Source organism: Pseudomonas syringae pv. coryli str. NCPPB 4273 (assembly GCF_000972175.1).
GTDB lineage: Bacteria > Pseudomonadota > Gammaproteobacteria > Pseudomonadales > Pseudomonadaceae > Aquipseudomonas > Aquipseudomonas syringae.
On the sequence record NZ_AWQP01000048.1, the window covers coordinates 1 to 21,592 of the forward strand.

The following is a 21,592-nucleotide window of genomic DNA, read 5'->3' on the forward strand; positions in this document are numbered from 1 at the left end:
GACGCAGAGCGTCGAGAACTGCATTCTCACGCTGGAGCGTGAGGAACGATAATCTCGACTTCGTGCTGATGCTTTGCGTCGGTCTGTACAGACAATCCGATTATCGTGCGACGCTCCGCGTCGTCATGCCGTTCTGGACGCTCCGCGTCCTCTTGGCACGCTGGAGCGTGAGGAGCGAGGTGCTAGCCTCTTTCATGCACCAATCGGCCACCCGACCAGGTCTGCTTCACCGTCCGGTCATCACCGATGGTCATCAGCACGAACAGAATCTCTTCGATGGTCTTCGCCTGCTTCAAGCGATACGACAGCAGCGGGGTGGCGTTGTAGTCGAGCACCAGGAAGTCCGCCTCGTTGCCGGGCTTCAGGCTGCCGACCTTGTCTTCCAGACGCAGCGCCCGCGCGCCGCCCAGCGTTGCCAGGTACAGTGACTTGAACGGATTGAGCCGCGCGCCCTGCATCTGCATGACTTTGTAGGCCTCGTTGAGGGTCTGCAGAATCGAAAAGCTGGTGCCGCCGCCCACGTCGGTGCCCAAGCCGACATTCACCTTATGCTTCTCGGCCATCGGCAGGTTGAACAGGCCGCTGCCCAGAAACAGGTTGGAGGTCGGGCAGAAGGCAATCGCCGAACCGGTCTGCGCCAGTCGGGCGCATTGTTCGTCGCACAGGTGCACGCCGTGGGCGAACACCGATCGCTCGCCGAGCAGGTTGAAGTGATCGTAGACGTCCAGGTAATGCTTGCGCTCCGGGAACAGCGCCTTGACCCACTCGATCTCCTGAAGGTTCTCGCTGATGTGGGTCTGCAGGTACAGGCCGGGATACTCGGTGAGCAACTGGCCAGCCAGACTCAACTGCTCCGGGCTACTGGTCGGCGCGAATCGTGGGGTCACTGCGTAACTCAAACGTCCTTTGCCATGCCAGCGTTCGATCAGTGCCTTGCTGTCGGCGTATCCGGATTCTGGCGTATCAACCAGGTAATCCGGCGCATTGCGGTCCATCATCACCTTGCCGGCGATCATGCGCAGATCAAGTGCCTGGGCCGCACTGAAAAACGCCTCGACCGATTCCTTGTGCACACTGCCGAACACCAGCGCCGTGGTCGTACCGTTGCGCAGCAGTTCCTTGATGAAGATGTCGGCCACCTGCGCCGAATGCGCGGGGTCGGCGAACTGGCTTTCGCAGGGGAAGGTATAGGTGTTGAGCCAGTCCAGCAGTTGCTCGCCGTAGGAGCCGATCATGCCGGTTTGCGGCAAGTGAATATGGGTGTCGATGAACCCTGGTGTAATCAGTGCGTCCGGGTATTCGATCAACTCGACATCGTCGTCGAGGCGCTCCAGCAAATCGGCAGCGTGACCCACCGAAACGATCTTGCCGTCCTCGACCAGTAGCAAGCCGTCGGCAAAGTATTCATAGGATGCCTCCAGCACCACTTCGGCCGGGTCGGCGAGGCTGTGAACGATGGCGGCTCGGTAGGCTTTACAGCAGGAAACTGAACTCATGGCACTCTCGTTGTGACTCATTGCGACTGACTGCGGCGCGATGCAGGCAGCAGTCTGGCGATAGGTTCGGCGTTGGCGGTGTGTTGGCCAAAGCTGACATTGTAAGTGGCGATTATTTCCGCGGCGATCGACACCGCGATCTCGATGGGCAGCTTGCCTTTGACCTCGGCCAGGCCCATCGGGCAACGCATGCGTTGCAGCAGACTGGCGTCGAAACCGCGTTCCCGCAAGCGATGTTCGAACTTGACCCGTTTGGTTTTCGAGCCGATCAGCCCGAAGTAACCGAAGTCGCCACGCCTGAGGATGGCGGCCGTCAGTTCCAGATCCAGCTGATGGTTGTGGGTCATCACGATGCAATAGGTGCCGACCGGCAGTTGCGCGACCTCGTCGACCGGCTCGTCGTTGATGATCTTCATCACGCCCTCGGGCATCGGCTCGGGGAATTCCTGCTCACGGCTGTCGATCCAGCGCACCCGGCAGGGCAGGCTGGCCAGCAGCGGCACCAGCGCGCGGCCGACGTGACCGGCACCGAACACGGCGATCTGCGCGACGGGCTCGCCCATCGGTTCGAACAACAGCACGTTCACGCCGCCGCAGCACTGGCCCAGGCTTGCACCCAGGTTGAAGCGTTCCAGGCGCGTCTGCCGGGTGCCGCTGGCAAGCATCTCGCGGGCGATTTCCATGGCCTTGTATTCCAGGTGGCCGCCACCGATGGTGTCGTGGATGTGCTCGGCGCAGACCACCATTTTCGATCCGGCATTACGTGGCGTGGAGCCCAGCTCCTCGATGATCGTCACCAGAATGCCGGGTTCTCCACGGGCCTGCAGCTCGGCCAGGGCGCTGATCCAGTTGTTCATTTCTGCTCCAGGACAGAGTGATCCAGGCCAGGCGCCTTCGCGAGCAAGCTGGCTCCCACGGGGGCGTCCTGAATAGGTGAAGACGAGCCTGGCGAAGCTTCACTTGCTCGCGAAGAGGCAGAAACAGTCGGCTCGGCCCTTTCGCTGGGGGCAAGACGCGCAGCGCTGTTCTGGCGCATCTGTTCACAGCCCCACAGCACTTTTTCCGGTGTCGCCGGGGCGTCGATGTTCGGTTGATGACGGTAGTCACCCAAGCTCGCCACGGCGTCCTTGATGGCACACCAGGCGGCAATGCCGAGCATGAACGGCGGCTCGCCGACGGCCTTGGAATGAAACACCGTGTCTTCAGGGTTCTTGCGGTTCTCTACCAGCTTGATGCGCAGATCGAGCGGCATGTCCGCCACTGCCGGGATCTTGTAGGACGCCGGGCCGCTGGTCATCAGCTTGCCCTTGTCGTTCCACACCAGTTCCTCGGTGGTCAGCCAGCCGGCGCCCTGAATATAGCCGCCTTCGACCTGACCGATATCGATGTCCGGGTTCAGCGACGCGCCGACGTCGTGCAGGATGTCGGTGCGCAACATCTTGTATTCGCCGGTCAGCGTATCGACGATGACTTCCACGCAGGCAGCGCCAAAGGCGTAGTAATAGAACGGCCGGCCACGCGCCTGGCTGCGGTCGTAAAAAATCTTCGGCGTCTTGTAATAGCCGGTGCTCGACAGCGACACCTGGCCCATCCATGCCAATTGCGCCAGCTCGGCGAACGGCAGGAGCAGCTCGCCGATCCGCACATGGCCATTGCGGAACTCGACCTCTGCTTCGCTCACCTGATAGTGCCTGGCGGCAAACTCCACCAGCCTTTGCTTGAGGATTTCAGCGGCATTCTGTGCCGCCTTGCCGTTCAGGTCCGTGCCGCTCGAAGCCGCAGTGGGCGAGGTGTTCGGCACCTTGTCGGTGTTGGTCGCGGTGATCTGGATGCGCTCGATGTCCACCTGGAACACCTCGGCCACGACCTGCGCGACCTTGGTGTTCAAACCCTGGCCCATTTCGGTGCCGCCATGGTTCAGGTGGATGCTGCCGTCGGTGTAGATATGAATCAGCGCACCGGCCTGATTGAGAAAGCTGGCGGTGAACGAGATGCCGAACTTGACCGGTGTCAGCGCCAGGCCTTTTTTCAGCACCGGGCTGCCGGCATTGAACGCACGAATCGCTTCGCGGCGCTCGGCGTACTGGCTGCTTTGCTCAAGGTCGGCGGTCATCTCTTCCAGCAGGTTGTGTTCGACCGTCTGGTAATAGTGGGTGACGTTGCGCTCGGTCTTGCCGTAATAGTTGGCCTTGCGCACGTGCAACGGGTCCTTGCCGAGGAAACGTGCAATGCAGTCCATGACCTCTTCGATGGCGACCATGCCCTGCGGGCCGCCAAAGCCCCGGTAGGCGGTGTTGGAGGCGGTGTGCGTCTTGCAGCGGTGGCCGTTGACGGTGGCTTCGCCCAGGTAATACGCGTTGTCGGCGTGAAACATGGCGCGGTCGACGATGGACGCCGAGAGGTCCGGCGAATAGCCACAGTTGCCGGCCAGATCCAGCTGTATGCCCTGCAAACGACCGTCATCGTCGAAGCCCACGTCGTACTCGATGTAGAACGGGTGGCGCTTGCCGGTCATCTGCATGTCTTCGAAGCGTTGCAGGCGCATCTTGGTGGGCTGGCCGGTCAAGTGGGCAATCACGGCGCACAGGCAGGCCGGGCTGGCCGCCTGGGTTTCCTTGCCGCCAAAACCACCGCCCATGCGGCGCATGTCCACCACTATGCGGTTCATCGGCACGCCCAGTACCTCGGCCACCAGCTTCTGGATTTCCGTGGGGTTCTGGGTCGAGCAATAGACAATCATGCCGCCGTCTTCGGTCGGCATCACCGAGGAGATCTGGGTTTCCAGGTAAAAATGTTCCTGGCCGCCAATGTGCAGGTTGCCCTGCAGGCGGTGGGTTGCGCGCGCCAGCGCAGCGGCAGAGTCGCCACGCTTGTGGGTATGGCTGTCGAGCACGAAATGCTTCTGGCGCAGCGCCTGGACCACATCCAGCACCGGTTGCAGGTCTTCGTATTCGATGATCGCCGCCATGGCCGCCTGGCGTGCAATGTCCAGGTCGCGAGCCGCCACCGCGAGCACCGGTTGCCCGACGAACTCCACCTTGTCGATGGCCAGCAGCGGGTCGCCGGGCAGCAATGGCCCGATGTCCTTGAGCCCCGGAATATCCTGATGGGTAATCGCGATGCGTACACCTTCGAAGGCGTAGCAGGGCGAGGTATCGATGCTGACGATACGCGCATGGGCACGGTCGGAAAGGCGTGCGTAGACGTGCAACTGGTTGGGGAATTCCAGGCGGTCATCGATGTACACCGCCTCGCCGGACACGTGCTTGTCGGCACTGTCGTGCTTGACGCTGCGGCCCACGCCGGTGTTCAGACCCTGCTGAAATACCGCCAGCATCTCGGCTTGGGTGGTGTTTGGGGAATGCTCAGACATAGTCAGTCACCCGCGTTGGAACGGCTGGGGTCTGTAATTCGATGAAGTACTTGCGCAGCAGGTTTTGCGCGCTCAACAGGCGGTATTCCTTGCTCGCCCGGAAATCCGACAGAGGAGTGAAGTCCTCGCTCAGTGCCGCGCAGGCGCGCTCGACGGTTGCATGGTTCCATGTTTGCCCGATCAGCGCCTGTTCGCAGGCCGCTGCACGCTTGGGAATCGCTGCCATACCACCGAACGCTACGCGAGCCTCGTGGATGACGCCGTCTTCCAGGGTCAGGCGAAAAGCCGCGCAGACCGCCGAGATATCGTCATCCAGCCGTTTGGAGACTTTATAGGCGCGGAAAATCTGTCGCGCAGAGGCGGTGGGCACGATGATCTTTTCGATGAACTCGCTTTCCTGACGGGCCGTGACCTTGTAGTCGATGAAATAGTCTTCCAGCGCCAGGGTGCGCTGACTGTTGCCTTTGCGCAGTACGACCTGCGCACCAAGGGCGATCAGCAGCGGCGGGGAATCGCCGATGGGGGAGGCGTTGCCGATGTTGCCACCCAGCGTGCCTTGATTACGGATCTGCAACGAGGCGAAGCGCTGCAGTAACTCGCCAAAGTCCGGGTATTCGGCTTTCAGCGCTGCATAGCAATCGGTCAGCGGGGTTGCTGCACCGATCTCCAGGCGGTCGTCGAAACGCTTCACACCCTTCATCTCGTTGATGTGTCCGACGTAAATCATCACCGGCAACTGTTTGTGAAACTGCGTGACTTCCAGGGCCAGATCGGTGCCGCCGGCCAGCAGACGCGCCTGTGGATGGCGGTCGTAGAGGTCCGCCAGATCCGCCACGGTCAGCGGAATGAAGCAGCGTTTTTCGCCGTCATTCAGTTCATCGGTGCCGGCCGGGGCGATGGCGCGTAGGCGTTCGACGGTTTGCGCCTGGCGCTGATCGAACTGGTCTGGCAGGCGCTGCGCGCACGACTGCTCGGCGGCGGCCAGAATAGGGCGATAGCCGGTGCAGCGGCACAGGTTGCCGGCCAGGGCTTCGTGGGCCTGATGGGCATCGGCTTCGCTGCTGTTCTTTTGCAGGGCAAACAGCGACATCACGAAACCCGGGGTACAAAAGCCGCATTGCGAGCCATGACACTCGACCATCGCCTTCTGCACGCTGTGCAACTGGCCCTGATGCTTGAGGTCTTCGACGCTGATCAATTGTTTGCCGTGTAGCGACGCCATGAATGTCAGGCACGAATTGAGGCTGCGATAACGCAGTGTTTGCTCGCCGTCGGCGTCACTGTGCAACTCGCCCACCACGACGGTGCAGGCACCGCAGTCACCACTGGCACAACCTTCCTTGGTCCCGGGCTTGTGTGCCTGCTCACGCAGGTAGGTCAGCACGGTCATGTTCGGATTCAGGCTGCGCTCGGTTTTTAGCTCTTGGTTCAAAAGGAACTGAATCACGGCGCAAAGCCCTCACGTTTATTGTCATCAGACATGTCGATGAATCTATCAGCTCTGTTTATTGGGTCAATTTGTTTCTGACCTCAGAGTCAGGAAATTGAGTTTTTCGGTCATCTGCCGATCAAACAACCTCTGGTTCTTGAATCGCCTGCCGGCTGTATTCAAGGTTTTGCGTATTTCGTGCCAGTTTCCGTGTTTATGGCCCTGCGCCACTCGCGCCGGTTGCGATACACTCCGCGACTTGCATGCGGAACTGGTTTTTTCTGAAGGATAATCATGACGTTCAAGGCCCCGGACAGCCTCGCTGAGCAAATTGCTCATCATCTTGCCGAGCGGATCATTCGCGGTGAGCTCAAGCCTGGAGAGCGTATCCAGGAACAGAAAGTCACGCAGGCGTTGAACGTCAGCCGTGGCTCCGTGCGCGAAGCACTGCTGATTCTGGAGCGCCGCCACCTGGTGGTGATCCTGCCGCGTCGTGGCGCACAGGTTACGGTGCTCAACGCACACAATGTCACTAGCCTGTGCTGCCTGATGAGCGAGCTGTACATTCTGCTGGCCAACGCGGTGGTCGAGCGCTGGAAGACCGAGGAGGATCTTGCGCCGTTCGTGCAGATACAACAGCGTCTGCAGGGCAGTTTCGAGCAGCAGGACGTCAACGCATTCGTCGAAGAGAGCTTCAATGTGATGCGCGCGGCCTATCCGTTCGCCAACAACCCGTACCTCGAGGAAACCGTCGAGAACCTGCAGCCTTCCATGAGCCGCAGCTATTTCCTCGCGCTTGAGCAACGCAAGGCCGATATGGGCGACTACCTGGCGTTGTTCGACGAACTGCTTGGCGCAGTGGTGGCGCGGGATATACCGAAGATTCGTGTCGTGCTGGTCAGCTACTGTCAGCGCAGCTGCCAGCTGGTGCTGGCCGCCCTGGCAAAGGGCTGACGCCGTGCGCCTGAAGTGCATCAAGCTGGCGGGGTTCAAATCTTTCGTCGACCCCACCACGGTGAACTTCCCCAGCAACATGGCGGCTGTCGTCGGCCCCAATGGCTGTGGCAAATCCAACATCATCGACGCCGTGCGCTGGGTCATGGGCGAAAGCTCGGCCAAGAATCTGCGCGGCGAGTCGATGACCGACGTCATCTTCAACGGCTCCACCAGCCGTAAACCGGTCAGCCAGGCCAGCATCGAACTGGTCTTCGACAACTCCGACGGCACGCTGCTGGGCGAGTACGCGGCATATGCGGAAATCTCCATTCGCCGCAAAGTGACCCGCGACAGCCAGAACAGCTACTACCTCAACGGCACCAAATGCCGCCGTCGCGACATTACCGACATCTTCCTCGGCACCGGTCTGGGGCCGCGCAGCTATTCGATCATCGAACAGGGCATGATCTCCAAGCTGATCGAAGCCAAGCCCGAAGACCTGCGCAACTTCATCGAAGAAGCCGCGGGGATTTCCAAGTACAAGGAGCGGCGCCGGGAAACCGAAAACCGCATTCGTCGCACCCACGAGAACCTGGCGCGTCTGACCGACCTGCGTGAAGAGCTCGAGCGTCAACTGGAGCGTCTGCACCGACAGGCTCAGGCCGCCGAGAAGTATCAGGAATACAAGGCTGAAGAGCGCCAGCTGAAAGCGCAATTGTCGGCCCTGCGCTGGCAGGCGCTGAATGATCTGGTGGGTCAGCGCGAGGCGGTGATCGGCAATCAGGAAGTGGGCTTCGAGGCGTTGGTGGCCGATCAGCGCAGTGCCGATGCCAGTATCGAAAGGCTGCGCGACGGCCACCATGACCTGTCTGAACGCTTCAACCTGGTGCAGGGCCGCTTCTATTCGGTCGGCGGCGACATTGCCCGCGTCGAGCAGAGCATTCAGCACGGTCAGCAGCGGCTGCGCCAATTGCAGGATGACCTGCGCGAAGCCGAGCGTGCCCGCCAGGAAACCGAATCGCACCTTGGGCACGACACCACCTTGCTCGCCACCCTCGGCGAAGAGCTGGAGATGCTCGAGCCCGAGCAGGAAATGACCAGCGCCGCCGCCGAGGAGTCGGCCATCGCTCTGGAAGACGCCGAAGCGGCCATGCAGGGCTGGCAGGAGAAGTGGGACGTCTTCAATCAACAATCCGCCGAGCCGCAGCGTCAGGCACAGGTTCAGCAGTCGCGCATTCAACAGCTGGAACAGAGCATCGAACGCCTGGCCGAGCGCCAGCGGCGTCTGGCCGAAGAGCGTCAACTGCTGGCCGCCGACCCGGAAGATGCGGCCATTCTGCAATTGAGCGAAGACCTCGCCACCCGCGACATGACCCTTGAAGAGCTGCACATGGGCGAAGAGCAGGCGGTCGAGCGTCTTGAGCAATTGCGCGAGGCGTTGCAGCACGCCAGTCAGGCGCAACAGCAGGCGCAGGGCGAGCTGCAACGTCTCAATGGCCGGCTGGCGTCCCTGGAGGCGCTGCAACAGGCTGCACTTGATCCGGACACCGGCACTGCCGAGTGGCTGCGTGATCAGCAACTGGCCGAGCGACCGCGTCTGGCCGAGGGGCTGAGCGTCGAAGCCGGCTGGGAACTGGCCGTGGAAACCGTGCTTGGCGCGGATTTGCAGGCGGTGCTGGTGGATGACTTCGACGGGCTCGATCTGACCGGTTTTCAGCAGGGCGATCTGCGCTTGCTCAGCGCGGGTGCTGACACGGTTCGCGCGCCGGGCAGCTTGCTGGAAAAGGTCGACAGCACGGTTGATCTGTCCGCCTGGCTGGGCCAGGTGATTCCGGTCGAGAACCTGGACGAGGCGCTGGCGCGACGCGCACAACTCAGCGCCGGGCAAAGCCTGATCAGTCGTGACGGCTACTGGGTGGGGCGGCACTTTTTGCGTGTACGCCGCGCCAGTGAAGCGCAGAGCGGTGTGCTGGCGCGCGGTCAGGAATTACAGCGGCTGGGTCTGGAACGCGATGAGCGCGAAGCGACGCTGGCCACTTTGGAAGAGCAACTGCTGGTCTTGCGCGAGCAACAGTCGCAGGAGGAAGACGCGCGTGAGCAGTTGCGCCGTCGCGTGCAGGACGAAACCCGTCAGCAAAGCGAACTGAAAGCGCAGCTTTCGGCGGTCCGGGTAAAAGTCGAGCAATTGACCCTGCGGCGCACCCGCCTTGATGAGGAGCTGGCCGAGCTGGGCGAGCAGCGCGCTGTCGAGCACGAGCACCTTGGCGAATCGCGCCTGCAATTGCAGGACGCGCTGGACAGCATGGCGCAGGATACCGAACAGCGCGAGGTGCTGCAGGCGCAGCGTGATGCGCTGCGTGAGCGTCTGGACCGGATACGTCAGGATGCGCGGCAACACAAGGATCACAGTCATCAGCTGGCGGTGCGTCTCGGCTCGATCAAGGCGCAATACGATTCAACCCGTCAGGCGCTGGAGCGCCTGCGCATGCAGTCCGAAAGGCTTACCGAGAAGCGCGAGCAACTGAGCCTTAATCTGGAGGAGGGCGAGGCACCGCTCGAAGAGCTGCGCCTCAAGCTTGAAGAGTTGCTGGAACGGCGCATGGTGGTCGATGACGAAATGCGCATCGCCAAGAATGCACTCGAAGACGCTGACCGCGAATTGCGTGAGGCAGAAAAACGCCGCACCCAGGCCGAGCAGCAATCGCAACTGCTGCGTGGCCAGCTGGAGCAACAGCGCCTGGAGTGGCAGGCGCTGACGGTGCGTCGCACAGCCTTGCAGGACCAGCTGCATGAAGACGGCTACGACCTGCACGGCGTACTCGCCACGCTGACGCCGGAAGCCAGTGAGCAGGCCGCCGAGCAGCAACTGGAAAGCATCGCCGGGCGTATTCAGCGCCTGGGCGCGATCAACCTCGCGGCCATCGACGAGTATCAGCAGCAGTCCGAGCGCAAGCGCTATCTGGATGCGCAGGATGCCGATCTGGTCGAAGCGCTGGACACTCTGGAAAACGTCATCCGCAAGATCGACAAGGAGACCCGAAACCGCTTCAAGGATACCTTCGATCAGATAAATAGCGGAATTCAGGCACTTTTCCCAAAAGTTTTCGGTGGTGGCTCCGCTTATTTGGAACTGACAGGCGAAGATTTACTCGATACTGGGGTGACAATCATGGCGCGTCCCCCTGGCAAGAAGAACAGCACCATTCATTTGCTGTCGGGCGGTGAAAAAGCCCTGACGGCGCTGGCGCTGGTGTTTGCCATTTTCAAACTCAATCCTGCGCCGTTTTGCATGCTTGACGAGGTGGATGCGCCGCTGGATGACGCCAACGTGGGTCGCTATGCACGCTTGGTGAAAGAAATGTCACAAACGGTGCAGTTCATCTACATCACCCACAACAAGATCGCCATGGAAATGGCCGACCAACTGATGGGGGTGACGATGCACGAGCCCGGCTGTTCGCGGCTGGTAGCGGTGGATGTGGAGCAGGCGATGGCGCTGGTGGATGCCTGATTCGACGCCTCGTTCTGCGGACAAGTGGCCGCCCGGAGGCCTGAAAATGAGACGCTGGTACATGAGATGGCAATTTGGGCGGCGAAGAGACGTAACAGACGGTGTAAAGTTACCTTTGGTCGTGCTAGTTTAGTGACCACTTTTTATTTTCGCGTGGGCGAATTGCCAGTCAGAACATAGACTTGGCACCACGTATTAAAGGGGTTTAGGCCCTTATTTTCAGATTTCTTCATTAGAGGCACTGGATTACATGGAAATCGGTCTGCGCGAGTGGCTGATCGTCATCGGCATAATAGTCATCGCCGGTATTCTCTTTGATGGCTGGCGCCGTATGCGCGGCAGCAAGGGTAAATTGAAATTCAGACTGGATCGGAGCTTCTCCAACCTTCCGGACGAAGAAGAAACCACCTCTGCCGAAGTGCTGGGGCCGCCCCGTGTGCTGGATACGCACAAGGAGCCGCAGCTCGACGAGCACGATCTGCCGTCCATGAGCGCCAGCCCGCGTGAAGGCAAGCGCAGCAACAGCGACAAACGCAGTGACAAGAAGCGCAAGGACGAGCCACAGCAGGGCGACCTGAACCTGGATCTCGACGGCCCGAGCCTGTTCACCGGCCGCGACGACGATTTCCCGGACGACAAGCCTGCCCAGCGCATTACCGAAGACAAGGACCTGCCTCCGGTTGAGGAAGTACTGGTCATCAGCGTGATCTCGCGCAGCGAAGGCGGTTTCAAGGGCCCGGCACTGTTGCAGAACATTCTGGAAAGCGGCCTGCGTTTTGGCGAGATGGATATTTTCCACCGTCACGAGAGCATGGCTGGCAACGGCGAAGTGCTGTTCTCGATGGCCAATGCGGTCAAGCCCGGCGTGTTCGACCTGGACGATATCGACCATTTCAGCACCCGTGCAGTGAGCTTCTTCCTCGGCTTGCCAGGCCCTCGTCATCCCAAGCAGGCATTCGACGTGATGGTTGCCGCCGCTCGCAAACTGGCTCACGAGCTGGATGGCGAACTGAAGGATGATCAGCGCAGTGTCATGACCGCGCAGACCATCGAGCATTACCGCCAGCGCATCGTCGAGTTCGAGCGTCGTGCGTTGACCCAGCGTCGCGGTTAAGCAATCCCTTGGGCAGGTCCCCGATCATGAGCGTGCTGCGGTACGCCCTGTCGGGGCCTGACCTGAACAGAACAGAGCCAACAGATTAAGCAGCCTCGGCTGCTTTTTTGCTTTTTGAGAGAACACCGTATGAAGGCCGTCGAAACCCGAATCCTGGAACTGCGTGCACAGCTGGATGAGCACAACTACCGCTACCACGTTCTGGATGAACCGAGCATTCCGGATGTCGAGTACGACCGCCTGTTTCACGAGCTCAAGGCCCTGGAGGCGGAAAACCCCCATCTGGTTACTCCTGATTCGCCGACGCAACGGGTCGGAAGCGCTGCCTTGTCGGCGTTCACCCAGGTGCGTCACGAAATGCCGATGCTCAGCCTGGGCAACGCGTTCGAAGAAAACGACATGCTCGAATTCGATCGGCGGGTGGCCGAGGGGCTGGACTTGCCGGCCGGCGACCTGTTTGGCGAAGGCAGCAAGGTGCAGTACAGCTGCGAACCCAAGCTGGACGGCCTGGCAGTCAGCCTGTTGTATCGCGACGGCGCACTGGTGCGGGGCGCGACACGCGGCGACGGAACCACCGGCGAAGACATCAGTGTCAACGTGCGCACAGTGCGTAATATCCCGCTCAAGCTGCAAGGCAAGGGCTGGCCGGATGTGCTGGAAGTGCGCGGTGAAGTGTTCATGTCCAAGGCCGGTTTCGAGCGCCTCAACGCCAGTCAGCTGGAAATCGGCGGCAAGACCTTCGCCAACCCGCGCAACGCAGCAGCGGGCAGTCTGCGTCAGCTGGATTCCAAGATCACGGCCAACCGGCCGCTGGAGTTCTGTTGCTATGGCCTGGGCCAGACGTCGGCAGAAATCGCCGACACGCATATCGGCGTGCTTGAAGCGCTGAAAAAATGGGGCATGCCGGTCAGTCGCGAGCTGAAACTGGCGAATGGCGTCGAGGAGTGCCTGGCCTATTACCGCGATATCGGTGAGCGACGCCTGGCGCTGACTTACGAGATCGACGGCGTGGTGTTCAAGGTCAATAACCTGGCAGCGCAGCGCGAACTGGGCTTCCGCGCCCGTGAGCCACGCTGGGCGATTGCCCATAAATTCCCCGCCATGGAAGAGCTCACCGAACTGCTGGATGTCGAATTCCAGGTGGGCCGTACCGGCGCAGTGACGCCGGTCGCGCGGCTCAAGCCGGTCAAGGTGGCAGGCGTCATGGTCGCCAACGCCACGCTGCACAACATGGACGAAGTGGCGCGGCTCGGCCTGATGATCGGCGACACGGTGATCATCCGGCGTGCCGGTGACGTGATTCCGCAGGTGGTGCAGGTCGTTGCCGAGCGCCGCCCCGAGAATGCCAGGGCAGTGCAGGTTCCGCAGACCTGCCCGGTGTGCGGCTCGCACGTCGAGCGCACGCAACTGATCAAACGCAGTAAAGGCAAGGAAACTGTCACCGAGGGCGCGGTGTATCGCTGTGTCGGGCGTCTGGCCTGCGGCGCGCAACTCAAGCAGGCGATCATCCATTATGTGTCGCGTCGCGCCATGGACATCGAAGGGCTGGGTGACAAGACCATCGAGCAACTGGTCGATGAGAAACTCATCGGCTCGCCTGCCGATCTGTACAAGCTGAAATACGAACAGATCATCGACCTGGAAGGTTTCGCGGAAATCTCCAGCAACAAGCTGCTCAAGGCCATCGCCGACAGCCGACAGCCGACCTTGGCACGCTTCATCTATGCCTTGGGCATTCCCGATGTGGGTGAAGAGACGGCCAAGGTCCTGGCGCGTTCGCTGGCGTCGCTGGAGCGTGTCAAACAGGCCTTGCCGGAAGTCCTGACCTACCTGCCGGATGTCGGCCTGGAAGTGGCTTACGAGATTCACAGCTTCTTCGAGGACGAGCACAACCGTAGCGTCATCGATGCGCTGCTCGGTGAATGCGGGCTGCAATTGCAGGACCAGGGCGAGCTGGGCGCCGAGTTCGCGGCCAGCACCACACTGGAAGGGCTGATCGACAAACTGCACATTCCGTCGGTAGGGCCGGGTGCTGCGCAGAAACTGGCGGACCGGTTCGGTACGCTGGAGGCCATCATCAGCGCCGACTGGCTGGACATGCGTCAGGCACTGCCGGAGAAACAGGCCAAGTCGGTCCGTGACTTCTTCGACGACAGCGCAAACGCCGAACGCGCCCGCGCCATCGAAGCCCAGCTCAAGGACTTCGGCATGCACTGGCGCAGCGAGAAAAAAACCGTTGAAGGCTTGCCGCTGGCTGGCCAGACCTGGGTGCTGACCGGCTCGCTGGAACGCATGAGCCGCGATGTCGCCAAGGAAAAGCTCGAAAGCCTCGGCGCCAAGGTGTCCGGCTCGGTCTCGGCCAAGACCCACACCGTGGTCGCCGGGCCTGGTGCCGGCTCGAAACTGACCAAGGCCAACGAACTGGGTCTTACCGTGCTGGACGAAGACGCACTGCTCAAACGCCTGACCGAGCTGGGCGTGGCGGTTGATTGAGGGAGGCCGACGCTCCGTATGCCCTGATGATCGTGCGACGCTTCGCGTCGCATGCAGTTCTGGATGCTCTGCGTCCGATCTTGAGTGTGAGGGGGCGGCGTAGATCTGTGACGCGGAGCGTCACGCACTGCAATCCCACGCTGGAGCGTGAGGAACGATAATCCCCACTACCGTGCGACGCACCGTTTTGGCCCATGAACACGCTGTCAGCCTTATCATCCATGCCGCTCGATAATATTTTTGAACCCCTGAAGCGTCGGCATGATCTAGTCCATGCAAGGCCAACGGGAGATCGCCATGTACCGCTTCTTCGAGCAATTGAGTTCACGCATCACCGCCCCATTTGTCGGCGAATCCAAACGTAACAGCAAGGTCTGGCAGTGCACCTGTGGCCAGTCGGTGTTTTTCCCCAATACCCAATGCCTGGCCTGTTCTGCAGCACTGGGCTACCTGCCTGAGCAGGGGCGTGTCGCTACGCTCGAAGCAGGGCCTGAGCCAACTACCTGGCGCTTGAGCGATGAGCCAGGTGCCGGGCTGTATCGGCGTTGCGCCAACCTTGGCACCCCGGCAGCCTGTAACTGGCTTTTTCCAGAGCACAATGCCGGCGAATTCTGTGTCGCCTGCAGCCTCAATCACACCATTCCAGACCTGTCCGTGATTGAAAACGGCGAGCGCTGGCGCAAGGTCGAGACCGCCAAACGGCGTCTGGTCGCGCAATTGATTTCTCTGGGGCTGCAGGTCATTCCCAAGACGATTGACGAAGAAGCTGGCCTGGCCTTCGATTTTGTCGGTGTCGATCTGGAAGGCAACCTGCCAACCACAGGCCATGCCAACGGCCTGATCACCCTGAACATCGAAGAAGCCGACGACGCACACCGTGAAGCGATGCGCGTACAGATGCACGAACCCTATCGCACCTTGCTCGGCCATTTCCGTCATGAAGTCGGTCATTACTACTGGGATCGGCTCATCGCCAATACCCACTGGCAGGACAGCTATCGCAACCTGTTCGGCGACGAGCGCGCCAGCTATGCCGACGCCCTCGATCACCACTACAAGAACGGCGCGCCGGACAACTGGCAGGAAAGCTTCGTCAGTGCCTACGCGACCATGCACTCATGGGAAGACTGGGCCGAAACCTGGGCGCATTACCTGCACATGATGGATGCGGTCGACACCGCGCTGGGGTTTGGCATGAGTGCTCGCGACATGGAGCTCGATTACCAGCCGTTTCCGCTGGAAGTGCTCTACGACCCTCAGCATCCGGGCGGCCCGGCGTTCCTGTCGTTCGTCAATGCCTGGATCGAGCTGGCGAGCATGCTCAACGAGCTGTCACGCAGCATGGGGCAGCCGGATTTCTATCCGTTCGTGCTGCCGCCAGCGGTTATCGCCAAGCTGCACTTCATCCATCTGGTGATTCAGGATGCCGGTGGCAAGGCTGATGAGGTTCTGCAGGCCCAGTAACGCGGGTCGTGCCTGACACGCTTTGGCGGCGTGTCAGGCACTTGTTCAAAAGCGGGTCAAAGCGTCAGGGTCAGCCTGCGCTCGAAACCGATACGTCCGCGATACGCCTCACCGGTATCCACCCAGCCCTGGCCTGTATAAAGCCCGATGGCAGCCAAGTTGTCCGCGTCCACCGACAGCATCAATTGACTAATGTCCGGCCATTTCAGGCGCAACGCCGCAGGCAACGCTTGCAGGCACGCCTTGCCCAGCCCCTTGCCCTGTTCGCGGTGATCGATCTGCAACGCATGCAGTGTCGCCGTCAGATCCTCCTGAGCCCAATGCGGCAGGCAGTCATCGCGCTTGAGCAGCAAGAAACCGACGGGCTTCTCGTCACTGAGCAGCGCGAGGCCGTAAATATTCGGGCTGGGTTTGACCAGAAGCGTATTGAGCGCGGTGTAGATGTCGCCGGAGAACTGTATCTGTTCCTGCGTCACCTCGAGGTATCCGAGCTGTTGGCGTTGAGAGGCGGTAAGGTCGTGGTAGTCGACCAATCGAGTCTGCATGAGCAACCTGCTGGCTGATTATTTTTGAGGCGGGCAGGGTACAGGATCGAACGGGGCCATTTCGAGGATTTGTCACGCCGATGAGCAATACGCATTTGCCTTTCAGCCCCGGCACACAAGTGCTTGAGCCCCCTCGAAATTTTTATCCGCAGCAACGGTTGTAAACTCGCGCAAGACCGGTACAATGGCGCGGCTCGCCAACTGGTGAGTGTCGTTATGGTGACCCCATCGGTCCCCCCGCAACGATTACCCGTGAACCTGGTCAGAGCCGGAAGGCAGCAGCCACAGCGGGAACATTGTGTGCCGGGGTGTGGCTGGTGGGGGCACCACCTATCTCAAGGCCCTTTCTGAAAGGCGCCTGCTCGTAAAAATAACAGCCTGTTCCTGTTTCGACTGCGCCCTGCGCTGGCGAGAACTTCGTGCGTCTGTAAAAACAGTCTGTCCGGCACGGAGATAACCGCCGGATGTCTCCAATCCGGCGGTTAATCCTGCGTGGCCTGCCTTACTTCCATCGCGCCATGAATATGGACCTGCCGGTCTCACTCGGTGAGCGATGTACCAGTTTAGGAATGCTTTCTTCGGTAATGCCTTTGCCAGCAAAGAAATAGAAGCGGTCTTGCTTGGCTTCTTTGGTCTTTTGTGCGACCACCTCGGCGCTCACAGGGTTCATTTCTGCATATTGCCCGTTCGTAAACACGGCTTTTGAATCCGGCGACGTGACAAACTCTGTGCCGCGGCCTTCTATCGCTGAGATGCAAATGACTTTCAGCGGTGCTCTGTCTTGATGCCATTGCTCTGAGCGCGGATTGTCCGCGCGCCGCAGTTGAAATTCGTGGGGGCGTAATTGCTGTTTTCTTCCCGTGAGCGAGGCAGCGATGTCTTTTGCGACTGCCGTTACCGAGCGCTCGTGCTCGGTCGTCCGCAGGTCAACGACTTTACCGACGGTTTCGTTTCGCCATGCAGGGTTACTGAGACGGCTTTGCTCAAGCAAATAGCTTTTCGTGTGCTCCGACATGCGAACGCTGAAATATCCTTCCTTTTCTAGCTTTGCAGTCTTTTGCTGAATTTTCTCGGGTTCCAGCTTCAATTCATCAAAGGGCTGGGGCTGTGGCTGGGTGTAATACGTCGACGGGCCAGCTCCGCCACGGATGCTAAAGGTCATGGGTATTTTCCTCTGAGGTGATGTGATCTTTAACCATGGCTAGCCTTGTGGCCATTTGGTCTCCCTCCTCCACGGCAGGAGTTTGAGTGGCGATGAGTAGAAGAATGGTTCCATGCCGGCCAGCTCGGCAATCAGGAGAGGGCGTGGTGTGATTTCCAGTGCTCTACCAGCAGCCAAATCAAACTGAACCCTCACTCTTACACATCCCCTAACCCCTTACGCGTCGCTTGAAACCGTTTTACGGCAAGGGGCAATTCAAGTCGCTGCGGGTGTCACGGGCTTTTCGGTCAGGCGTCTCGCAGCAGTGGAGCCGGGGGCCGGATGGAACAGGACATCATCAGATTTTTCACAGACTCGCAATTTTTGAGCATATCGCTCGCTAACTGGATATTGGCTATCTTCGCCTCGACCCTGAGTTTTATTCTGGTCAGGGGCGTGATCGGTTTTGTGCTCAGAAAGATGCGTTCGCGTGCGGATGCGCCCAGCACGCATATGCGATACATCGTGGTGCAGGTGCTGTCGGGCACCAGTAATACCTTGTTGCTGCTGGCTTCGATCCTGATCGGCATCGGCATGCTCGATCTGCCGGAACGCTGGCTCGGGCGGGTCAGCAGCCTATGGTTCGTGGTCGCCGCATTGCAGGTCGGGTTGTGGGCGAACCGGGCGATCGCGCTGGCGTTGCAGCGCTACTTCGTGCGTCACAACGCTGGCGGCACTTTTCAGGGCAGTGCGCTGGCCACGTTGAGTCTGTGGGGCGCGAAAGTGTTGCTGTGGGCCACGGTGGTCATGGCGATGCTGTCGAACGTCGGGGTCAATATCACCGCGTTCGTCGCCAGCCTCGGGGTCGGCGGCATTGCGGTCGCGCTGGCGGTGCAGAACATTCTGGGCGACGTGTTTGCCTCGCTGTCCATCGCCGTGGACAAGCCTTTCGAGGTCGGCGACTTCATCGTCGTCGGTGCGCTGTCCGGCACGGTCGAGCACGTGGGCCTCAAGACCACGCGGATCCGCAGCCTGGGTGGCGAGCAGATCGTGATGGCCAACGCCGACATGATCAACAACACCATCCAGAACTACAAACGCTTGCAGGAACGACGCATCGTCTTCGAATTCAGGCTGACCTATGACTGCTCGGTCGATCAGATCAGGGAAGTGCCGAAGAAAGTCGAAGCGATCATCAACGCGCAGAAGCTGGCGCGTTTCGACCGTTCGCATTTTCGGGGTTTTGGCGAGACATCACTGGAGTTCGAGACCGTTTTCATCGTGCTCGACCCCAGCTACAACGTCTATATGGATGTGCAGCAGGCGATCAATCTGGACATCATGGAAGCCTTTGCCGAACTGGATGTGCGTTTCGCGTTCCCGTCCCGCACGGTGTACGTGGCGTCCCTGCCACCGGTTAAAACCGCTCGTCCGACTGCGCTGGAGGCTGCCGACGCGACGACCTGACGGGATCAGGCCGGAAACTGCAGTGCGTTGGTCAGGTCGCCCATCGGCGTCTGGCCTCGCGCAATCATGGCCTCGTCGCGGCGTTTCAGGCCGTCGAGTTTTTCCAAGCCATGCACGCGGGTGATCAGGCGCAGGATCGAGGCGGTGTCGTAAACCGTGTGGTCGACCTTGCCCTTGCGGGCGAAAGGGGAGATGACCAGCGCCGGAACGCGGGTGCCGGGACCGAAGCGGTCGCCTTTTGGCGGTGCGACGTGGTCCCACCAGCCGCCGTTCTCGTCGACGGTGATGACGATCACCATGTTGTCCCACTGCGGGCTCTTGCGCAGCACCTTGACCACCCGGTCGATGTGCCGGTCACCCGCAGCCACATCGGCGTAACCGGCGTGCATGTTCAGGTTGCCCTGGGGCTTGTAGAAGGTTACCGCAGGCAATTTGCCCGCTTCGGCATCGGCGAGGAAGCGATTGGTGCTCGACTCGTCACCCAGCCCACCATCACGCAGGCGCTTCTTGCGCTCTTCAGGGTGCTGCGGACCCTGCTGCTTGAAGTAGTTGAACGGCTGGTGATGGTATTGAAAGTTGGGGATTTTCGGGATCCCGGTGGAGTCCTTGAACTCATCCAGCGTCACTTGCCAGGCGCCGGCATACCAGGCCCAGTCAACATTCCTTTTCGACAGCTTGTCACCGATGTGCTCGTGGCTTTGTGGAACCAGCACGTTGGGTAGATCCGGTTTCGAGTAATCAGGGTTCTGCGGGTCGCGCAGCCAGGTTGGCCAGTACGGCGGGGCCATGGTGTTGACCGCGTAGTTGTCCGGCGTAATGGCGCTGGGGCCGAATTGTGGCGGCCCGTCCATGGCGCTGGCCGGCGACTTGTCGAGCGGTTTGAGGCGCGGGTCCAGCGGGTTGAAGCTCTGCAAGGTGGCGATTTGCGACTTGGCCGGAGATTCGGCGGCGTTCGGGTAAACAGGCGCCGTGGCTGAAATCAGGTACTGGTGGTTGAGGAACGAGCCGCCGAAAGCACCCTGGAAGAAGTTGTCACACAGCACGAACTCCTTGGCTACGTCCCACAGGCGCAGCGAGTACTGAGTCTGTGCGTAGTTGCCCATGGTCAGGCCGCCCGCATCCGCCCAGGCCACGAAGCGGTCGTTCTTGCCGTCGTTGATCTGCATCTGATTCTGGTAAAAGACGTGCCACAGGTCGCGGGTCACCAGGCTCAGCGGCAGGTCTTCACCGTTTGGCCCCTTGAGCGGGAACGGCGCGTTGGGCAGGTCTTGCTGAAACTGCTCGCCCACCGGATAGGTCACGCCATCGACGGTTTGCGGTCCGACCTGCAGCACGCCGCCCCAGGCCGGAGGCAGTTTGGACAAGCGCGTGCCGTCGCGGTCGCGTTGCTCGTAATCGGAAGGCCTGAGCGAGGAGAGTGGCTTTTCGACACCGGGGAAATCGCCGAACAGGTTATTGAAGCTGCGGTTCTCGGCGTAGATCACCACAATGGTTTTCACATTTTCGCGCAAGGCGCGATCCAGCGCGGGTCCGGCAAGGTGATGATGCCGTTCGTTGTCGCCAGGCGGCTTCTCGTGGGCGGAAACGTAACTGCTAAGGGTGACACCTGCACCCAATGCAGCCATCCCGCCCAGAAAACGACGGCGGCTGGGGTTTTCGTTGGTATCTTCGTCGTCTGGTCTGTCGCTCATCGCCAAATACTCGCGCTGGTTAATGTGTTACCAAAGATTTCACGCGAGCGTAACCATGGAATATGACGCTATTGCGACAGCGCAGATCAAGGATCAGGGGGTGGTGGGCGTGGTGTAGTGATCGATGATCTGCTGGATCTCGCCAGACAGACGCATCTGCACCAACGTGCGCAAAATTCTGCCCACTGGCAGTTCGGGGTTATTGCGGATCATGCAGGCGGCCGGCTGTTCGGCGACCATTGATATCGGCATGAGCTTCTTGCCGGCAGGCAGGTTCCGGTTGGTCCATTCGAGGATCAACTGATTGGTCACCGCATAGTTGTAGCGCCCGGCCATCAGTTTGCCGAGCGTTTGGTTTTGCGTGCGTGCATCTTCACGGACCAGTTTATGCGCCTCGAAAAGATGCTGCAGGGCCGGGTAGGTGTAGCCCAGCACGGTGCCGACGGTTTCGTTGTCGAACTGCTCGGGGTAGGGGCCGGCAGCCGTTGCCGCCGAAGCGACCAGCCAGTCGCGCTGATAGAGAATCGGCAGGCTCCACAGGTAGTCCCCGGACAGGTCGGGGTACCACGCCTGTGCGCTGTAGCAGTGCATGTCGACTTCGCCACGCTCGAGCGCCGACTGGATACGCAGGCGCGGCATCACGTGATAACGGGCTTCGAGGCCCACATGGTGCGCAAGGCTTTGCATGATGTCGAACAGAATGCCGGATTCGGGACGAAAGTCGGTAATGTGCATCATCGGCATGGTCCAGCCTTCGTTGACTGCAAAGCTCAAGGTTCCCTGCGCCGCGCGACCGGTTTGCGGCAACAGCAATAGCAGACAGAGCGCTGCTGCACGAGGCAGCCGCGGCGTGGTGAAGGCCCGAATAAAGCGCGTCAATTGAGTCATTTGCACAGCTTAGCCACAATAGAGACGGACACCAGATGCAATTT

Annotated in this window: 14 protein-coding genes and 1 other RNA gene; 7 read left to right on the forward strand and 8 right to left on the reverse strand. The window is 60.4% G+C overall.

Annotated features, from left to right (window positions below):
* Window positions 1-182 precede the first annotated feature (182 nt).
* Genes guaD through xdhA form a run of 4 tightly spaced genes read right to left on the reverse strand, consistent with a single transcriptional unit; the run spans window position 183 to window position 6,316 of the window.
* On the reverse strand, window positions 183-1,496 hold the full coding sequence (gene guaD, locus P406_RS18950) for a guanine deaminase (protein ID WP_046237017.1): 1,314 nt from the start codon (window positions 1,494-1,496) through the stop codon (window positions 183-185).
* Between the two features lie 17 nt (window positions 1,497-1,513).
* Window positions 1,514-2,353 carry a xanthine dehydrogenase accessory protein XdhC gene (gene xdhC / locus P406_RS18955; RefSeq protein ID WP_046237018.1) on the reverse strand — a complete coding sequence of 280 codons (840 nt, stop codon included), beginning with the start codon at window positions 2,351-2,353 and terminating at the stop codon, window positions 1,514-1,516.
* Entirely contained in the window at window positions 2,350-4,869 is a 2,520-nt protein-coding gene (xdhB, locus tag P406_RS18960) for a xanthine dehydrogenase molybdopterin binding subunit (protein WP_046237019.1), read from the reverse strand. The genes xdhC and xdhB overlap by 4 nt, the downstream gene beginning before the upstream one ends.
* The gene (gene xdhA / locus P406_RS18965) at window positions 4,862-6,316 is read right to left on the reverse strand and encodes a xanthine dehydrogenase small subunit (protein WP_046237020.1); all 1,455 of its coding nucleotides are present in this window, start codon (window positions 6,314-6,316) and stop codon (window positions 4,862-4,864) included. The genes xdhB and xdhA overlap by 8 nt, the downstream gene beginning before the upstream one ends.
* 276 nt (window positions 6,317-6,592) lie before the next feature.
* On the opposite strand from xdhA, the gene P406_RS18970 reads away from it, so the two are divergent.
* The 5 genes from P406_RS18970 (at window position 6,593) to P406_RS18990 (ending at window position 15,816) form a co-directional block, all read left to right on the forward strand.
* Window positions 6,593-7,252, forward strand: a complete 660-nt coding sequence (locus P406_RS18970) for a GntR family transcriptional regulator (protein ID WP_004410596.1) — start codon at window positions 6,593-6,595, stop codon at window positions 7,250-7,252.
* Window positions 7,253-7,256: 4 nt separating this feature from the next.
* Window positions 7,257-10,745 carry a chromosome segregation protein SMC gene (smc, locus tag P406_RS18975; protein ID WP_046237021.1) on the forward strand — a complete coding sequence of 1,163 codons (3,489 nt, stop codon included), beginning with the start codon at window positions 7,257-7,259 and terminating at the stop codon, window positions 10,743-10,745.
* Between the two features lie 250 nt (window positions 10,746-10,995).
* Window positions 10,996-11,859 (forward strand): cell division protein ZipA, encoded by an 864-nt coding sequence (zipA, locus tag P406_RS18980; RefSeq protein WP_003415827.1) that lies wholly within the window; start codon window positions 10,996-10,998, stop codon window positions 11,857-11,859.
* 129 nt (window positions 11,860-11,988) lie between these two features.
* The gene (gene ligA, locus P406_RS18985; protein ID WP_046237022.1) at window positions 11,989-14,352 is read left to right on the forward strand and encodes an NAD-dependent DNA ligase LigA; all 2,364 of its coding nucleotides are present in this window, start codon (window positions 11,989-11,991) and stop codon (window positions 14,350-14,352) included.
* 297 nt (window positions 14,353-14,649) lie between these two features.
* A complete protein-coding gene (locus tag P406_RS18990; protein WP_032698400.1) occupies window positions 14,650-15,816 on the forward strand; it encodes a zinc-binding metallopeptidase family protein in 1,167 nt (388 codons plus the stop codon).
* Window positions 15,817-15,872: 56 nt separating this feature from the next.
* On the opposite strand, the gene P406_RS18995 is transcribed toward P406_RS18990, so the two are convergent.
* Window positions 15,873-16,361 (reverse strand): GNAT family N-acetyltransferase, encoded by a 489-nt coding sequence (locus P406_RS18995; protein WP_046237023.1) that lies wholly within the window; start codon window positions 16,359-16,361, stop codon window positions 15,873-15,875.
* A 226-nt stretch (window positions 16,362-16,587) separates the two neighbouring features.
* Between P406_RS18995 and ffs the strand changes: the two genes are divergently transcribed.
* Window positions 16,588-16,684, forward strand: an RNA gene (ffs, locus tag P406_RS28100) — signal recognition particle sRNA small type.
* A 179-nt stretch (window positions 16,685-16,863) separates the two neighbouring features.
* On the opposite strand, the gene P406_RS19000 is transcribed toward ffs, so the two are convergent.
* A complete protein-coding gene (locus tag P406_RS19000) occupies window positions 16,864-17,523 on the reverse strand; it encodes a DUF1826 domain-containing protein (protein ID WP_046237024.1) in 660 nt (219 codons plus the stop codon).
* A 321-nt stretch (window positions 17,524-17,844) separates the two neighbouring features.
* On the opposite strand from P406_RS19000, the gene P406_RS19005 reads away from it, so the two are divergent.
* The gene (locus P406_RS19005) at window positions 17,845-18,969 is read left to right on the forward strand and encodes a mechanosensitive ion channel family protein (RefSeq protein ID WP_046237025.1); all 1,125 of its coding nucleotides are present in this window, start codon (window positions 17,845-17,847) and stop codon (window positions 18,967-18,969) included.
* Between the two features lie 5 nt (window positions 18,970-18,974).
* Here P406_RS19005 and P406_RS19010 read toward each other — a convergent pair whose 3' ends face one another.
* Complete coding sequence (locus P406_RS19010; RefSeq protein ID WP_003415833.1) at window positions 18,975-20,660, reverse strand: acid phosphatase; 1,686 nt, start codon at window positions 20,658-20,660, stop codon at window positions 18,975-18,977.
* 93 nt (window positions 20,661-20,753) lie between these two features.
* Window positions 20,754-21,548: a substrate-binding periplasmic protein gene (locus tag P406_RS19015; protein ID WP_046237026.1), complete on the reverse strand. Its 795-nt coding sequence runs from the start codon at window positions 21,546-21,548 to the stop codon at window positions 20,754-20,756.
* Window positions 21,549-21,592: the final 44 nt, after the last annotated feature.

What these genes read in the sequence shown, in the direction of transcription:
- P406_RS19010 (WP_003415833.1), bottom strand. Translation starts at nt 20,660, where the DNA reads ATGAGCGACAGACCAGACGACGAAGATACCAACGAAAACCCCAGCCGC.
- P406_RS18995 (WP_046237023.1), bottom strand. Translation starts at nt 16,361, where the DNA reads ATGCAGACTCGATTGGTCGACTACCACGACCTTACCGCCTCTCAACGC.
- P406_RS19000 (WP_046237024.1), bottom strand. Translation starts at nt 17,523, where the DNA reads ATGACCTTTAGCATCCGTGGCGGAGCTGGCCCGTCGACGTATTACACC.
- xdhC (WP_046237018.1), bottom strand. Translation starts at nt 2,353, where the DNA reads ATGAACAACTGGATCAGCGCCCTGGCCGAGCTGCAGGCCCGTGGAGAA.
- P406_RS18970 (WP_004410596.1), top strand. Translation starts at nt 6,593, where the DNA reads ATGACGTTCAAGGCCCCGGACAGCCTCGCTGAGCAAATTGCTCATCAT.
- zipA (WP_003415827.1), top strand. Translation starts at nt 10,996, where the DNA reads ATGGAAATCGGTCTGCGCGAGTGGCTGATCGTCATCGGCATAATAGTC.
- ligA (WP_046237022.1), top strand. Translation starts at nt 11,989, where the DNA reads ATGAAGGCCGTCGAAACCCGAATCCTGGAACTGCGTGCACAGCTGGAT.
- P406_RS19005 (WP_046237025.1), top strand. Translation starts at nt 17,845, where the DNA reads ATGGAACAGGACATCATCAGATTTTTCACAGACTCGCAATTTTTGAGC.
- guaD (WP_046237017.1), bottom strand. Translation starts at nt 1,496, where the DNA reads ATGAGTTCAGTTTCCTGCTGTAAAGCCTACCGAGCCGCCATCGTTCAC.
- P406_RS19015 (WP_046237026.1), bottom strand. Translation starts at nt 21,548, where the DNA reads ATGACTCAATTGACGCGCTTTATTCGGGCCTTCACCACGCCGCGGCTG.
- xdhB (WP_046237019.1), bottom strand. Translation starts at nt 4,869, where the DNA reads ATGTCTGAGCATTCCCCAAACACCACCCAAGCCGAGATGCTGGCGGTA.
- P406_RS18990 (WP_032698400.1), top strand. Translation starts at nt 14,650, where the DNA reads ATGTACCGCTTCTTCGAGCAATTGAGTTCACGCATCACCGCCCCATTT.